The sequence below is a fragment of the Streptomyces sp. RLA012 genome (assembly GCF_056270325.1).
The window spans coordinates 1,789,794-1,805,315 of the sequence record NZ_JBWDPA010000002.1; the positions used below are offsets into that span (position 1 = coordinate 1,789,794).

Here is a 15,522-nt window from a genome sequence, read left to right on the forward strand (position 1 = left end):
CCGCCCGGCCCGGTCGTCAGCCCCGTCGCCGTCCTGCGACAACCCTGGCTTCGGAGCTCCACCACCGCACCGTCCTGCACACTGCAACTACCCGTACCGCTGCCTGGCAGTTCGTGTCTGCCGGGCCCTGCTGATCTCGACTACGAGAGAAACCATAGCCAGACGATCCCCCAATGTCTACTCCAGCCAGCATAGATTTTTGTGCGTTCGGCGGGGAGGTAAGCGACCTCGACGGCGACGGAGGCTGGCACCCGTCACTGCCAGGGCGAGAGGGCGAAGGGTCCGGGGCATGTGCAGCGGGCAGAACAGTGTCGTCCCCCGATCCAAAAACCCTGGGACCCCAACGAAGAGCGTCAACACCACAACCGCCCGCTCACCCGCTGGCCGGCGAGGACCTCGGTATGCGGGCTTGGTGTGTCGCACGGACAAGGCGTACGGCCGCCGAGTCCGGGGCCGGACGTTGGCGTCCGTTCAGGGGCTCTGTGGTGCAATGACACTGCCCGACGCCGGGCCCTGGCGCCGCCCCCCTCGGCCCACTCGGCAGGGGGCACTGCGCTGGCGGGCAGTAAAGAGCAAGGAGTCACCGTGACCGTATGCGGGCCTGGCGAAGAAGGCAGGCCGACCACTCGTCCTCCTGACAGCGGCGGCGGCCGGGGCGGGGCGATGACCTTGGCGGGGACGCTGGCGGCGGCGGAGGCCGCGGCACCCGTGGAGTCGCTCGACGTGGTCGCGCGCATGCTCAAGGAGCACCTCGGGGCCGCGGCGGTGTCGTTCCTGATCACCGACTTCAGCGGCGGCTCGGTTGTGCGGCTGGGGGCGGCGGGCAGCGTCGAGACCGACGAGCCCGCGCAGCGCATCACGTTGCGGGGCACCCTGTACGACGACGTGATCCGCACCCAGCGGCCGAGCGTGGAGGACAAGGGCGAGGACGGTCTGGTGCGGCTCGTCGCCCCGGTGACCAACCGCGGGGACGCCATCGGACTCCTGGAACTGTTCTTGCCCGTCACGCCTGACGCGGAGGTGATGCGGGAGGTCAGCGAGACCGCGCACGCCCTGGCGTACATCGTCATCGCGAACCGGTCCTTCACCGACGTGTACCAGTGGGGCCGCCGCACCGCCCCGCTGAGCCTGGCCGCCGAGATCCAGCACCGGCTGCTCCCGGCATCACTGGCATGTGAGGCGGCCCAGTTCGCGGTCGCCGGCGCACTGGAGCCGGCCGGCCACGTCGGGGGTGACACCTTCGACTACGTGATCGACCGGGACACCGTCCAGCTCTCCGTCACCGACGCCATGGGCCACGACGTCGATGCCGCTCTGCTCGCAACTCTCCTGGTGGGCGCCCTGCGCCGCGCACGACGGGCCGGTGCCGGCCTCGCCGAACAGGGCGATCAGGCCGACCAGGCCGTGCGCGAGCACGGCCGCCACGGCTACGTCACCGGGCAGCTCCTCGACCACCTGCGGACAATGACCCTGAGACCGCTCCACCCCCCGCTTCGGCCGACCCGTCGCGGCCCGGCACGCGGCAACGTGCGTGACCAGAGGCCCTGGCCAAAACGTTGTCGCGGTCAGTAGACGGCCAGGGAGATGGCGATGTAGTGCGCCGTGAAGGCTGCCACGGTCAGGGCGTGGAACACCTCGTGGAAGCCGAACCAGCGGGGTGAGGGGTCGGGGCGCTGGAGGGCGTAGACGACCGCGCCCGCGCTGTAAAGAAGACCGCCGGCCACGACCAGGGTGAGTACGGCCGCTCCGCCGGTGTGCAGGAAGTCGGGCAGGTAGCGCACCGGTGCCCACCCCAGCGCCAGGTAGCACGGGGTGTACAGCCAGCGCGGAGCTCCCACCCACAAGACCCGGAAGGCGATGCCGACCAGTGCGCCCGCCCACACGATCCCCAGCAGCACGGACCGCTGGCCCGGCGGGAGAAGGACCACCGCAAGGGGCGTGCAGGTGCCGGCGATGATCAGGAAGATGTTGGCGTGGTCGAGACGCCGCAGGACCGCCTCGCCGCGCGGCCCCCAGGTGCCACGGTGGTAGATGGCGCTCGTTGCGAACAGCAGCCAGGCGGTGACCGAGTACACGGCGCAGGCCACGGCTGCCTGCGGGGTGCGGGCCAGACAGATGAGCACGATGCCCGCGATCAGTGCGGCGGGGACCATCCCGGCATGCAGCCAGCCCCGCAGCCTCGGCTTGATCGGTTCGGCCAGATCGGCCGCCCGCTCCACCAGAGCGGCAACCGAGTGCCCGCTCTCCCCACCTTGTGATCCGCAGGGCAGCCCGTCTTCATGCTGTTCTCCACGCGCTGCGGCGGCGTACGTGTATTCGGCTTCAGCGGCGTCGTGCGACACGGCTTCGCGTCCTCCCTCGGACTCCTGGGCCTCACCGGTGATCATGCAGCCATGCTAAAAGACCTCGCCCAGACAGTTTTCTGCAAGGCCGGTCTCGAAACAGCCAGGCCCCGTCGCCGGAAATGGGTCACTTCGCCGCCGTGTGAACTCCGGCCCGGTGCCGCTGCCGCCCATTGGGCTCGAACCGGAATAGGTCAGCTGCTCATGGGAACGATCAGAGCTCCCGAGCGGGTATCTCCGCTCCCTGCGCGCAAGGATCGCCGATGCTTCCTGAGGTCCGCCCCCACCTGTACGGCCCCCTCGCCCACCAGTTGGAACACCAACTGGGTCTGGCCCCGCAACGGGGAGCCGGCGATCTCGATGTGCAGCGCGTCGCCGGCATCGCCGTCGTCGCAGCCGCCCACTCCGATGGGTATGCGGCCACCGGTCACCTCCTGGGGCTGCTGGCCGCGCTGCCTGCCCCCACCAAGGCAGGAGAACGCTTCTGGTCGGAGCTGTGGAGGTCTTCTGGCACCGCGTACCTGCTGCCTGCCAACATCAAGGCTGCGGTGCTGCGTTCCCTGGCGGGAGAAGGAATCGTGCTGGCCCGACAGATCCTGTCGGCTGTCGATGAGATGACCCCGCCCCAGCGCGTCGCAGCCGGGGAGGTGATCGGTCAGGCCCTCGCCGAGTCCGACCATTTTCCCGACCTCAAGACACAGGTCATCGGAGAACTATGGCTCCGTGACCTCGAACTCACCGCCTGGCGCGTCCTGCACGCAGACCGCAGGTCCGACGATCCGACAGGACGCAAAGCATTCCTCGATGCCTGGAGCAGGGTCTGAGCTTCAGCGCTTGCTTGTCGTGATGGGTGAACACCTCCAGCAATGCCCGGACGGTCACGTGTGCGTCTGCAGGATGGCGGACGGTGCCGTCCAGACAGAGGATGTAGCGCGTGCGCCGTCCGGCGCGCTCCCGGAGCAGGTAGCCGGCCTGTTCAAGATCGTGACGATGTTCTGGGCGGTCCGCCCGGTGACGTGGCAAGCCGCGACGATGTAGCGAAGGCGGCGGCAGAGGCGCGGGCGATGACGATCAGCACACGGTTGTGGTTGGTGAGGAAGCTCCACTTCCCGGTCTGTTCGTTCACCATCTGCTCCGTTCTTCGATGTTGCCCAGCTGTGAACACCGCAGGGAATTCGGTTTCATCACCATCAGTGGCAGGCCGTGAGTGTCGACCACTCGACCGCGGTGGGGCGGCCGTTGATCCCTTTTTACCAGGGTCGGAGCCGTGAGAGTCTTCCCACGGTCGAAGTCGCTTTGCCTGCCTGCGAGGCGCTGACCGTGGCCACCGCCCTGGCTCCTTTGCCCATCTGGCGGCGGATCCGTCCAGTCAGCACCTCCCGCACACCGGGGGAACGTCAGGGTGGCCAGTAAATATAATCGGCCCATGTCGAAGCCTGACGAGCTGCTCGTTTCCGTCGCCGCCCTGGTGGAGTCCGGGCAGAGCAACCAGATGTCCCTGACCGTGGTCACCGGTGGTGCTGTCATCACCGGCCGGCTTGCTCCCGAAGCAGTGTGGCGGCAGAGGGTGTCGGACGTGCTGACGGATTCCGCCCGCCTGGGAGAATTCTCAGCCGTCTTCGACACCCCCGCGAAGAACGGGCCGCCCACGCATCTGCACTTCCATGTCGCCCGGATCCTGCAGGGCACGGTGGGGATCCCGGAGACGGGCGGGATGTACCGCGTGGCGATCGCCGACGTCGGCGCCTGGACCGTGGGCGACTTCAGCTATTCCGACCACTGAGCAACCACTGCGGCGGGAACCCGTTGCAAGCGGTGTGGGCCCGACCGGCGTATGCCGGCCGGGCCCACACTGCTGTTCAGGTGTCGGCTTCGTGCCTGTTTCCCTCGGTCAGACGGACACGGGAGTGCCGAGCATCGCGGAAGCGTGCTGGAGCGGGCTGAGGATGCGTACGGGTGCGGCCTCGGGGAGGGTGCGGCAGGTGAAGCCGAGCTGCGTCATGGCCCGCAGGACTTCGCCGGCGCTGAAATCACGGCGGTCCTGGCGGGTGATGACCTGGCCGACTTGCTTCACGGGGTAGTGACGCCGGCCGATGATCACGGATTCGCCGGTACCCAGTTCGGGCTTGATGCCCTTCATCGACTCCAGCACGCTGGCCTTGGTGAGCTCGAAGGGGAAGCGGGCAATGACGCAGCGCATGTGACCTCACAGAGAGAAGAAGGGGAGAACAGTCCGGGCGAGACGGTTCAGCGGGAGAGGGCGAGAACACCCAGAGCACTGCCGCGTTCGTCGACCACCGGCAAGGCACCGAGCCGGCGGATACGCATCGCATGCTCGGCTTCGGCCATCGTCGTCACAGGTGAGGTGAACGACCGGTGGTCGCCGAGGATGTCGCTCAGGCGGACACGGTCCGTGTAGGCGGTGCTGTCGCGGACGGCAGTGAGTTCGGCGTGGGTGACCAGGCCGGTGCACTGGCCGTCCTGGTCGCAGACGACCAGCCGGGCCGTGCGGGCGGCGGCCATGACCGACAGCGCCACCTCGACGCTCATGTCGTCACAGATCTGCGGTCCGGCCGCGTCCATGACCTCAGCCACCGTCGTGTGCATGGGGCCGGCGCTCGCCGGGCGGGGCTGCATCTGGACCAGCGTCAAAGGTGGCTCCTACAGAGATGGGTCAACTTCCTGATCACGAGGGTTCTAGGCCGCCGCATCGACGGTCTGGCGTACAGGCGCGCGGCGGGTTGTCGAAGAGGGACGGCGCCGGCCTCGCGAGGTGCTGCGCTTGGGGCGCTCGGTCACCGGTGCGGTGATCACGACCGGGTTGCCGGACGGGGCCTGGGCGCCGGTGATCCGGTGCAGAGCCTCGTCGCCCGAGCGGATCTGGGTGGTCTGCGGCCGGATCCCGGCATCCGCCATGAGGCGCACCATGCCACGGCGCTGGCTCGGTGTGACCAGGGTGACGACACTGCCGGACTCGCCGGCTCGGGCCGTACGGCCGCCGCGGTGGAGGTAGTCCTTGTGGTCGGTCGGCGGATCGACGTTCACGACGAGGTCGAGGTTGTCGACGTGGATGCCGCGCGCCGCGACGTTGGTCGCCACCAGCACGCTCACGTGCCCCGTCTTGAACTGCGCCAGCGTGCGGGTGCGCTGCGGCTGCGACTTGCCGCCGTGCAGCGCGGCGGCCCGAACCCCGCTGTTGAGAAGGTCCTGGGTCAGCCGGTCGACGGCGTGCTTGGTGTCCAGGAACATGATCACGCGGCCTTCGCGGGCTGCGATCTCGGTCGTGGCGGCGTGCTTGTCGGCGCCGTGGACGTGCAGGACGTGGTGCTCCATCGTCGTGACCGCACCGGCCGACGGGTCGACCGAATGCACGACGGGGTCCGTCAGATAGCGGCGCACCAGCAGGTCGACGTTACGGTCCAAGGTGGCGGAGAACAGCATCCGCTGCCCCTCCGGTCGCACCTGGTCGAGCAGCGCGGTGACCTGCGGCATGAAACCCATGTCGGCCATCTGGTCGGCCTCGTCCAGCACCGTGATGCCCACCTGGTTCAGCCGGCAGTCGCCCCGGTCGATGAGGTCCTTGAGCCGGCCCGGGGTCGCGACGACGACCTCGGCCCCACCTCGCAGCGCGCCGGCCTGCCTGCCGATCGACATCCCGCCCACCACCGTGGCCAGCCGCAGCCTGACGGACCGGGCGTACGGAGTGAGCGCGTCCGTCACCTGCTGCGCCAGCTCACGCGTCGGGACCAGGATCAGCCCCAGCGGCTGGCGGGGCTCAGCACGCTGTCCGGCGGTACGGGCCAGCAGGGCGAGACCGAAGGCGAGGGTCTTGCCCGAGCCGGTGCGCCCGCGGCCCAGGACGTCACGGCCCGCCAGGGAGTTCGGCAGCGTCGCACCCTGGATCGGGAACGGCGCGCTCACACCCTGCTTGCCGAGTTCGGCCAGCAGCTGCTCGGGCATGGAGAGATCGGCGAAGCTCTCCACGGCAGGCAGCGCGGGGGTGATCGTCGTGGGGAGCGCGAATTCACCCTGCACGGGGGCGGGCCGGCGGCCGTAACTGCCTGAACGAGCAGGGCCGCCGGAACGGCGCGGTGCCGGCGAGCCGAAGCGGCTGCCGCCCCTTCCTGCGTCGGCACTGCCGTTACGGGTGCGGGGTGAGTGGTCGTTCGTACGTGTGCGGTTCATGCGGAACCTTCCTCGATGCGGCACATATCAAGGAATTCCCGCAAGCGGTGAGCAGCACGGAATTACAAGTATGGACCGATGCCAAAGCAAATCCGGCCGGCGGGAATCCGCGGCGGGCGTAAATGCTGAAATAGGTGACGCAGCAAGGACGTAAAGTCCCGGGCGCCGAGGTGCGGTGTGGCTCTTCAGGATGCGCCTGCATCCTGAAGGAGGAGCCGCGTGTGGTGAGACTGCGGATTTCTCCGAGCCGTCCCGCAGGTGAAACCGCTGCGGGAAAATGCGTGTAGCTGGGGCCCGCACCCCGAGGGATGCGGGCCCCAGCTACACAGTCCGCGTCAGCGTCAGGCCGGAACGATGTTCTCGGCCGTCGGGCCCTTCTGGCCCTGCGCGATGTCGAAGGTCACCTTCTGGCCTTCGAGCAGCTCACGGAAGCCCTGGGCGGCAATGTTCGAGAAGTGGGCGAACACGTCAGCGCCGCCACCGTCCTGCTCGATGAAGCCGAAACCCTTGTCCGCGTTGAACCACTTCACGGTACCAGCAGCCATGTCATATCTCCTTTGGGGCAGTACACCGGCGTCAGCACTGTGCGAACACCGTGTCGCCGCGATGATTACCCCGCCGGAAAATGACCGGAAATACAAAAGCGCTCTCCCCGACAGAAGCCGAGTGGGAGCACTTGAAGTTCGGGAACCACAACTGCAACTGAGATGGACAGTAGCACGCCGCAACGGCCCGCGTCGGTTAAGTAATTCTACTCCGCTCATTGCGGCAAAAACTCTCACTACACGGTCCGGCAAACTCTCACCTCGCGAGCACAGATATTGACTCACTCACAGTGCAGCGTTCCAGAAAAGCGGAGTCGTCAGCCGCAGCCAGGGTTGTCGGGGCGCTTTGGCGTGTGCGGCTGTTCGCAAGATCGCATTGAACAGCGGCCGAGAGCAGCCGCCAACATGAGGCGGACCTGCGCTGATCGCCGCGTCCGGAGCAGTAGTCGAGCGTTCGATCCGGTGAGGGGACGTCACCGTGGATCGTGTCGGGCAACCTGCGCCCTCCCGAAGTGCCGTGCGCTCAAAGGCTCGGCTTCACCTGGACATGGCAGCTGACAGCGGGCTGAAACCTTGGTGTTCGTTCGCCGTCTGCCCGACGGGCGCCGCATCCATGACGACCTGTGGGGAGAGTCCGGCCGCTGACCGGGAGCGGAACGGCTTTGCCTGTCGTCAGGAGGGGAGGCCTTGACGGAGCGTGGGACAGCAGGGAATGACCGTGTCGAGACCAACGATTTCAACGACCCGCTGAACCGCTGCCCACAAGGCCGCCAGCCGAATCCAGCCGCCGGCGGACGCTTCATCGCGTTGTGCGGCCAGGACGCTGACGGCGCTGGAGTCCATGAAGGCGAGCGCACTGCAGGACGCCGGAAGCGCTGCACCTTATAAGGGTGTTACCCCCGTGCGCCTGTGCTGCAGGTAACGTTCCAGGCGGGCGCACCAGCCCTGAAAGGGGTAGCGGGCGGGGAGAGGGAAGCGGGCACGGATGGACGAGACAAGAGGGGCCGAAGACGAAACGGCCTCGCTGTTGGAGACATCGCTCGCGCTGGACAGCGACGGCTCCCGCATAGCTCAGGCCCGTCATATGGCCGCGGCTTTCCTGACGAAAGTGAGAGACGACCACGGCATCCCGGTGGTGACCGCCACGGTCGAGATCGTCCAGCTGATCGTCAGCGAACTGGTGACCAACGCCCGAAAGTACGCGCCGGGACCGGCCCTCTTGCACCTGCGGGTCACCAGTGCCGTGGTACGGGTTGAACTCTGGGACAGCAATCCCGCAGTGTCGGCTGCACAGGCGCTGGATCCGGAACGCGTCGGCCAGCACGGCCTGGAGATCGTCAGGGCACTCGCCCAAACCGTCATCGTCGAGCAGACCCCCCTCGGCAAGCGCATCACCGCGGACATCGCCCTCATCCCGGCCACCGCGTAGCCGGTCCCGTCTCGCCTGTTCGAGTAGTTCATGGCGACGGCTGCCGGTCGGCCGGCGGCCGTGTGCCTCGCGTGACGTGGCCCCCGTACCGTCCACATCGAGCACTCTCCCGCAGGCAGGACCCGGAAGCATGAAACCCGGGTATCGAAGCTGCCCGCCAGGGACACACCGGGCCTGTCGGCCTCTACGGGAGTCGAGGCGGGCCCGGCGCTCATGGAACGCCGCAGGCTCGCTCTGCTGCGGGAAGCAGCCTCAACCACCACACCCGAACGGCGCCGGGAGACTGCGCCCCCAACCTAGCCCCTCACAGCCGCTACCGACCCGTCGGGTTCGACGATCCGGCGGCGCGGCGGTGTTCGGCGTTGATGCGTTGCGCTTCTTCCAACTGGTCCTCGAGGATGACGATGCGGCAGGCGGCCTCGATGGGGGTGCCCTGGTCGACGAGCTCCCGGGCGCGGGCCGCGATCCGCAACTGGTAGCGGGAGTAGCGGCGGTGCCCCCCGGCGGAGCGCAGCGGGGTGATGAGGCGGGCTTCGCCGAGGACGCGGAGAAAGCCCTGGGTGGTGCCGAGCAACGCTGCGGCCCGGCCCATGGCGTAGGCGGGGTAGTCGTCGTCATCGAGCCGGCCGAACGAGTCGTCTGCTGTCACTTGCACCTCTCTGAAAAACGCGTGGAGGGGCCCCGGCGCTATTCGCGCCAGGGCCCCGAAGGAACTGCTACACCATCTGCCGACCCTGATACTGCGCCGGCCTTCTGTTTCCGCACGCCCACCCGGGAGAGGGCGGGGAATGCGGGGATCGCGGTTGCTCGACCGGAGACCACCTCACTATCGATGTCCTGCGGTACCCGGGCTCAGCCATTCCGCCCGGGCGATCCTGATGGCGCTCGGCTCCTCCGTTCTATCCCTCTTGATCCAGCGCCCCCGGGAGGGCTGCTTACACTGGAGAGCAAATGGGACAATGAACCGGCCCGGGGACACCATCGGTGCGGCCACGTCGGCGTCGTCCCGGCCCCTGGATCTTGGTATCGAGCCTCATGACAGCCCCCCGGACAGCGAGCGAAAACCTCGATCGTCCACTCCGCCGCAGTTCAGAGGGGTTGGATCTCCCTCAAGCGCCGCCGGATCCCAAACTTGCGAGCAGCGGATTCAGTCCATTCAGGCAAAGTTGACGGTCCGACATCCAAAAGTAGACGTTTTCGCAGGTCAGGGACCTGCACAAGGGGCGGGTGGGACTCGAACCCACGGTCGACGGATGATGAGTCCGCTGCCTTGCGCTACGACGAATTCGCTCCCCGCCAACTTCCCAGTCCCAGCCATAGGGCCGTAGCAGCCAGAGTCAGAACCTTCCCGGCCACACCGCCCGAAACCAACCAGCCACTCCTGGGCTGAGTCGCCATCCGGCAACAGCCCTGTTTGCGCTGGCCGGAGCAGGCGTCCCATGCGTGTCACCGGGAGACGAACGGCCTGTCGATGACCGTCTCTCTGCGTCTTTCAGCCAGCAATCTGCTCGCGATTCCTGCCCCCAATCCCTCGCGCTACCGGCCCGACCTGCGACAACACACTGAAGAGCCGAAAGAAAGGCAGATTCGACCCGGATTCGACCCAGAAGCCGGCACACGCACCGACGGACACATTTGATCTGCGACTATGCGACTTCTGCTCCTGTACCACCAGGATCCGGCATCAGATTCGCCACAGAACTCTGAAAACAGTCATACGCGCATAACTTACGAGCGAAAGCGTGGCTCAAACAGCCACGGGAGATCGAGGTCGGCGCGGCGGCCCAGTGGACGAGCATCGCAACCGCCAATGGGGAGGGCACTCACACATCAGCCCGCTGACGTGGCATTTCATAGGACGTCTTCCGTGAGACGGAAGTCGTATTGCGGCCCAGCGATGTCTGCCCGAACGATGCCACCACCATCAGAGACGGGAGCCGAACACCATGCCGCACATCACCGCCTTCGCCAGGAACCAGTGGTACGTCGCCGCCTACGCGCACGAGGTCGGGCGTGAGCTGCTCGGGCGGACGATCCTCGGCGAACCGCTCGTTTTCTACCGGACCGAGGACGACGGGACGGCCGTCGCACTGGCCGACCGCTGTGTGCACCGACGCTTCCCGCTCTCGGAGAGCCGGCTCGACGGCGACAGGATCGTGTGCGGGTACCACGGGTTCACGTACGACACGACCGGCAGCTGTGTGTACGTGCCCGGGCAGAAACGCATACCGCGTACGGCCCGGGTCGCCTCGTACCCCGTCGTCGAGCAGGACTCCTTCGTCTGGGTCTGGATCGGCGACCCGGCGCTCGCCGACCCGGCGGCCGTCCCGCGCGCCCGGCACATGGACTCGCCGGAGTGGACCACCGTCTGCGGCATGGAGCCGATCGACGCCGACTACGGGCTGCTGGTCGACAATCTGCTCGACCTCTCGCACGAGACGTATCTGCACGGCGGTTACATCGGCACTCCCGAGGTCGCCGAGACGCCGATCAGCACGGAGGTCGACGAGGGCGCGGGCGTCGTCCGGGTCAGCCGGCACATGGACGACGCCGAGTGCCCGCCGTTCTACGCCCGTTCGACCGGCATCGAGGGCCGGATCACCCGCTGGCAGGACATCGAGTACCACGCCCCGTGCCTGTACCTGCTGCACAGCCGCATCGCCCCGGTCGGGGTGCTGCCCGAGGCGGACGGCAGTGACCCCAATGGCTTCCACACCGAGATCACGTACGCGATCACTCCGTCGAGCGACGGTCATGTCTACGACTTCTGGGCGGTCTCCCGGGACTTCGCCAAGGAGGACGAGGAAGTCACCACGTTCCTGCGGGACTTCAACCACACGGTCGTGATGCAGGACGTCGACGCGCTCAATCTGCTGCAGCGGACGCTCGGCACCGAGCGGCGCGGCTACCAGGAGCTGAGCATCAACATCGACACCGGCGGTCTCGCCGCCCGCCGCATCCTCGCCCGGCTGGTCGAGGAGGGCGACAAGCCGATGGAGAAGGTCCAGTGACCACACCTCCCCGCTTCGCCACCCGCGAGATCTACCGCATCGACTGGATCCCGGGCACCGACGTGCTGCACGGTACCTGTCACTGCGGGGCCGAGCACAGCGCCCAGGATCCGATCGCGATGTGGGAGTGGATGCTCGCCCACCCCGAAGGGCACGAGCCGCAAAGCCACGAGCCACAGAGCCACGAGCCGCAAAGCCACGAGCCACAGAGCCACCAGCCGCAAAGCCACCAGCCGCAAGGCCACGAGCCGCAAGGATCCAGCTCATGACCTCGTACGAAGCCGAACTCGTCTTCCAGCAGCGGGAGTTCGCGGCGGACGGCGTCCTCGCCCTCACCCTGCGCCACCCGCTCGGCGCGGAGCTCCCCGGCTGGGAGCCGGGCGCCCACATCGACGTCGTGCTCGGACCGGGGCTGGAGCGACAGTACTCGCTGTGCGGTGATCCCTCGGACCGCCGGGTGTGGCGGATCGCGGTGCTGCGGGAGCCGGACGGCCGCGGTGGATCCGCCCATGTGCACGAGCGGTTGGGCGCGGGCGACAAGGTCCGTGTCCGCGGTCCGCGCAACCACTTCGCCCTCGCAGCCGCCCCGGGCTACCGCTTCGTCGCGGGCGGCATCGGCATCACCCCGATCCTGCCGATGCTCGCCGCGGCGGAGGCGACGGGCGCGGAGTGGACGCTGCTCTACGGCGGCCGGACGCGTAACTCCATGGCGTTCACCGGTGAGTTGGAGCGGTACGGGGGCCGGGTGACCATCGCTCCCCAGGACGAGAGCGGACTGCTGGACCTCGACTCCGTGCTGGCCGGCATCCCCGAGGGCACCCTCGTCTACTGCTGCGGACCCGGTCCGCTGCTGGACGCGGTGGAGGAGCGCTGCCCCGCCGGGCTGCTGCGCGTCGAGCGCTTCCAGCCGAAGGTCCAGGAGACCGGCGGCGACGCCGAGTTCGAGGTGGAGCTCGCGCGCTCCGGCCGTACGCTGACCGTCCCCGCGGACGTCTCCGTACTCGACACCGTGCGGGGCGCGGGCGTCGAGGTGCTCTTCTCCTGCACCGAGGGCACCTGCGGGACCTGCGAGACGGACGTCCTCGAAGGAACCCCGGACCACCGGGACTCGGTGCTCACGGACGAGGAGCGGGAGGCGGGCGAGACCATGCTCATCTGTGTCTCCCGGTGTCTCGGGAAGCGGCTCGTGCTGGACCTGTGAGCCGCGGGTCCCGGAGATCCGGCCCGACGCGGGCCACTGCCGTCACCCCTCGCCACCACCTCGCCGCCCCGGTGACACACCGGGGCGGCGATCGCGTGCGGACTCGCCAACAACTCCCCGACGGCTCCCCGGCGGCTCCCCGGCGGCTCCCCGGCGGACCAACTGTCAACAATATTGTCGCCAAAGTCTTGACCCCGCCGTACCAGGGCTCTACCTTCCCGCTGAGCACCCTTGCGGTGTGCGCACAACCTGTCGGAACAAAGTCGTCTGCACAGGAGGAGCCATGCGTCGTCTGCTCGCCGGTCTCGCGGTCGGATCCTTTCTGGTCGCCACGTCGGCCTGCGGTTCGTCCGGCGGCGGTGGCGCCTCGGACCAGAACGCGTCGTCCGGCGGTACCACCACGGTCAAGGTCGGGGTCATCCCCATCGTCGATGTCGCACCCCTCTATCTGGGCCAGGAGAAGGGCTTCTACAGCAAGCGCGGCCTGAAACTGTCCACGACGACCGCGCAGGGCGGCGCGGCGATCGTGCCGGGTGTGGTCAGCGGCCAGTTCCAGTTCGGGTTCAGCAACGTGACGAGCCTGATGATCGCCCAGAGCCAGAACGTTCCCGTGAAGGCCGTCGTCAACGGGGTCGCCTCGACAGGAGTCGCGGGCAAGGACTTCGGCGCCATCACGGTGAAGAAGGGCAGCTCGATCACGTCCGCCAAGGACCTGGAGGGCAAGAAGGTCGCCGTCAACACCCTGAAGAACATCAACGAGACGGCCGTGCGCGAGTCGGTGCGCAAGGCGGGCGGCGACCCGTCCGAGGTGAAGTTCGTCGAGCTGGCCTTCGACCAGATGCCCGCCGCCCTCGACAGCGGCCAGATCGACGCCGCGATGGTGGTCGAACCCGCGCTGGCCACCGTCAAGAGCCAGGGCGCCACGGAGATCGCCTCGTCCCTGGTCGACGTCGCCAAGGACCTCACCGTGGCGATGTACTTCACGTCGACGCAGTACGAGCAGAAGAACCCCGACGTGGTGAAGAAGTTCCGGGAGGCGACCGCGGAGTCCCTCGCCTACGCCGACGCCCACCCGGACGAGGTCCGCCAGATCGTCACCACGTACACGAAGATCCCGGCGGCGACACTGGCCCAGGTCACCCTCCCGAAGTGGCCGGCCGAGCCGAACCGCGCGTCGATCGAGGCGCTGGAGAAGCTGGGTGAGCAGGACGGACTCTTCAAGTCGGCCCCCGACCTCGACAAGCTGCTGCCGTGAGGGGTGCGAACGCCGCCCTGGGCGCCGCCGGGCTCGCGGCCTTCCTCGCGCTCGGCGAGGTGGTGCCGCGGCTCGGTCTCGTCAAGGAGGCCTACTTCCCGCCGACCAGCCGTATCGCCGACGCGCTCGGCCAGGAGGTCACCGACCGCGCCTTCTGGACGGCGCTCGGCGACACCCTCACCGGCTGGGCCCTGGGGCTGGCGATCGCGGTCGGCGCGGGTGTCGTCGTGGGGCTGGTCGTCTCGATCGTGCCGTATCTGCGCGAGGCCACCGCCTCGACGATCGAGTTCCTCCGCCCGATCCCGTCCGTCGCCCTGATCCCCCTCGCCGTCCTCCTCTACGGCACCGAACTCCGTTCCGTCCTGCTGCTCGTCGTGTACGCCTCCTTCTGGCAGGTCCTCGTCCAGGTCCTGTACGGCGTCCGGGACGTCGACCCGGTGGCGGAGGAGACGGCCCGCTCCTACGGCCTCGGCCCGTGGGCGCGCGTCCGGTACGTCCTGTGGCCCACGGCTCTCCCGTACGTCATGACCGGCGTCCGGCTGGCCGGCGCGGTCGCCCTCGTCCTCGCCGTGACCGCCGAACTCGTCATCGGCGCACCGGGGTTGGGCGCGCGGATCGCGGTCGCCGAGACCTCGCAGGCGGTCCCCGACATGTACGCGCTGGTGGTGGTCACCGGACTGCTCGGGCTGCTGATCAACGTGGGCGCCCGCACGGTGGAGCGACGGGCGCTGGCCTGGCACCAGTCGGTGCGCGGGGAGGTGGCGGTGTGAGGCTCTTCCTGCTGCGGCTGCTCTTCGTCGTCGCGCTGCCCGCGCTGCTCGTCACGGGCTGGTGGTTCGCCTCCGACGGCAGCACCAATGTCTTCTGGCCGCCACTGCGTACGATCCTCAAGACCTTCCCGGACGTCTGGACGGGCGAGCGGCTGCGCTCCGACGTCCTGCCGAGCCTGCTGCGGCTGCTCGCCGGGTATGTCTCGGCGGCGGTCGTGGGCGTGGCGCTGGGCACGGTCATCGGCTCCTACCGGCGGGTGCGGGCCGTGTGCGAACCGGTCCTCGAATTCCTGCGCGCGGTACCGCCACCGGTCCTCGTTCCGGTCATCATGCTGTTCGCGGGTATCGGCGACATGATGAAGATCGTCGTGATCGCGAGCGGCTGCGTCTGGCCGATTCTGCTCAACACGGTCGAGGGCGTGCGGGCGGTCGACTCGGTGATGGCGGAGACCGCCCGTTCGTACGGCATCACGGGTGTCGCCCGGCTGCGTCGGGTGGTCCTGCGCGCGGCGAGCCCGCAGATCTTCGCGGGGCTGCGCCAGTCACTGTCCATCGGAATCATCCTGATGGTCATCAGCGAGATGTTCGCGGCCAGCAACGGCCTCGGCTTCACCGTCGTCCAGTTCCAGCGGAGCTTCGCGATCCCCGACATGTGGACCGGAATCCTCGTCCTGGGCCTGCTCGGTTTCCTTCTGTCGGTCGTCTTCCAGCTGGTCGAGCGCCGGGTGCTCGGCTGGTACCACGGTCGGCGCACGGCATCCCGGCGATCCCCGTGAAGCTCGCG

15 protein-coding genes and 2 pseudogenes are annotated in these 15,522 nt (G+C 68.2%); 10 read left to right on the forward strand and 7 right to left on the reverse strand.

What is annotated here, in order from left to right:
• Positions 1 to 663: 663 nt before the first annotated feature.
• Positions 664 to 1,449: pseudogene (locus RV986_RS08490) on the forward strand (SpoIIE family protein phosphatase); the annotation flags it as partial.
• A 116-nt stretch (positions 1,450 to 1,565) separates the two neighbouring features.
• Here RV986_RS08490 and trhA read toward each other — a convergent pair.
• Positions 1,566 to 2,387: a PAQR family membrane homeostasis protein TrhA gene (gene trhA / locus RV986_RS08495; RefSeq protein WP_475916797.1), complete on the reverse strand. Its 822-nt coding sequence runs from the start codon at positions 2,385 to 2,387 to the stop codon at positions 1,566 to 1,568.
• A 218-nt stretch (positions 2,388 to 2,605) separates the two neighbouring features.
• Between trhA and RV986_RS08500 the strand changes: the two genes are divergently transcribed.
• Both RV986_RS08500 and RV986_RS08505 read left to right on the forward strand, forming a co-directional pair.
• Positions 2,606 to 3,166: a hypothetical protein gene (locus RV986_RS08500; protein WP_475916798.1), complete on the forward strand. Its 561-nt coding sequence runs from the start codon at positions 2,606 to 2,608 to the stop codon at positions 3,164 to 3,166.
• Between the two features lie 602 nt (positions 3,167 to 3,768).
• Positions 3,769 to 4,125, forward strand: coding sequence for a hypothetical protein (locus RV986_RS08505; protein WP_475916799.1), 357 nt, complete (start codon positions 3,769 to 3,771; stop codon positions 4,123 to 4,125).
• Positions 4,126 to 4,233: 108 nt separating this feature from the next.
• On the opposite strand, the gene RV986_RS08510 is transcribed toward RV986_RS08505, so the two are convergent.
• The 5 genes and pseudogenes from RV986_RS08510 to RV986_RS08530 form a co-directional block, all read right to left on the reverse strand.
• Positions 4,234 to 4,542, reverse strand: a complete 309-nt coding sequence (locus RV986_RS08510; RefSeq protein WP_475916800.1) for an SCO5918 family protein — start codon at positions 4,540 to 4,542, stop codon at positions 4,234 to 4,236.
• Positions 4,543 to 4,589: 47 nt separating this feature from the next.
• Positions 4,590 to 4,994 (reverse strand): CBS domain-containing protein, encoded by a 405-nt coding sequence (locus RV986_RS08515; RefSeq protein WP_475916801.1) that lies wholly within the window; start codon positions 4,992 to 4,994, stop codon positions 4,590 to 4,592.
• A 45-nt stretch (positions 4,995 to 5,039) separates the two neighbouring features.
• The gene (locus tag RV986_RS08520; protein WP_475916802.1) at positions 5,040 to 6,527 is read right to left on the reverse strand and encodes a DEAD/DEAH box helicase; all 1,488 of its coding nucleotides are present in this window, start codon (positions 6,525 to 6,527) and stop codon (positions 5,040 to 5,042) included.
• A gap of 341 nt (positions 6,528 to 6,868) precedes the next feature.
• Positions 6,869 to 7,072 carry a cold-shock protein gene (locus tag RV986_RS08525; RefSeq protein ID WP_151471173.1) on the reverse strand — a complete coding sequence of 68 codons (204 nt, stop codon included), beginning with the start codon at positions 7,070 to 7,072 and terminating at the stop codon, positions 6,869 to 6,871.
• Between the two features lie 672 nt (positions 7,073 to 7,744).
• A pseudogene (locus RV986_RS08530) lies at positions 7,745 to 7,921 on the reverse strand (STAS domain-containing protein); the annotation flags it as partial.
• Between the two features lie 136 nt (positions 7,922 to 8,057).
• Between RV986_RS08530 and RV986_RS08535 the strand changes: the two are divergent.
• Positions 8,058 to 8,501: an ATP-binding protein gene (locus RV986_RS08535; RefSeq protein WP_475916803.1), complete on the forward strand. Its 444-nt coding sequence runs from the start codon at positions 8,058 to 8,060 to the stop codon at positions 8,499 to 8,501.
• A gap of 313 nt (positions 8,502 to 8,814) precedes the next feature.
• Here the strand turns inward: RV986_RS08535 and RV986_RS08540 are convergent, their stop codons facing one another.
• A complete protein-coding gene (locus RV986_RS08540) occupies positions 8,815 to 9,150 on the reverse strand; it encodes a helix-turn-helix domain-containing protein (RefSeq protein ID WP_475916804.1) in 336 nt (111 codons plus the stop codon).
• A 1,297-nt stretch (positions 9,151 to 10,447) separates the two neighbouring features.
• Between RV986_RS08540 and RV986_RS08545 the strand changes: the two genes are divergently transcribed.
• From RV986_RS08545 to RV986_RS08570, 6 genes are all read left to right on the forward strand, one after another.
• Entirely contained in the window at positions 10,448 to 11,512 is a 1,065-nt protein-coding gene (locus RV986_RS08545; protein WP_475916805.1) for an aromatic ring-hydroxylating dioxygenase subunit alpha, read from the forward strand.
• The gene (locus RV986_RS08550) at positions 11,509 to 11,781 is read left to right on the forward strand and encodes a hypothetical protein (protein ID WP_475924727.1); all 273 of its coding nucleotides are present in this window, start codon (positions 11,509 to 11,511) and stop codon (positions 11,779 to 11,781) included. Before RV986_RS08545 ends, RV986_RS08550 begins: the two co-directional genes overlap by 4 nt.
• A complete protein-coding gene (locus RV986_RS08555; protein WP_475916806.1) occupies positions 11,778 to 12,713 on the forward strand; it encodes a PDR/VanB family oxidoreductase in 936 nt (311 codons plus the stop codon). The genes RV986_RS08550 and RV986_RS08555 overlap by 4 nt, the downstream gene beginning before the upstream one ends.
• 283 nt (positions 12,714 to 12,996) lie before the next feature.
• Complete coding sequence (locus tag RV986_RS08560) at positions 12,997 to 13,968, forward strand: ABC transporter substrate-binding protein (RefSeq protein ID WP_475916807.1); 972 nt, start codon at positions 12,997 to 12,999, stop codon at positions 13,966 to 13,968.
• On the forward strand, positions 13,965 to 14,738 hold the full coding sequence (locus RV986_RS08565; protein ID WP_475916808.1) for an ABC transporter permease: 774 nt from the start codon (positions 13,965 to 13,967) through the stop codon (positions 14,736 to 14,738). The genes RV986_RS08560 and RV986_RS08565 overlap by 4 nt, the downstream gene beginning before the upstream one ends.
• Positions 14,735 to 15,514, forward strand: coding sequence for an ABC transporter permease (locus RV986_RS08570; RefSeq protein ID WP_475916809.1), 780 nt, complete (start codon positions 14,735 to 14,737; stop codon positions 15,512 to 15,514). Before RV986_RS08565 ends, RV986_RS08570 begins: the two co-directional genes overlap by 4 nt.
• Positions 15,515 to 15,522 lie beyond the last annotated feature (8 nt).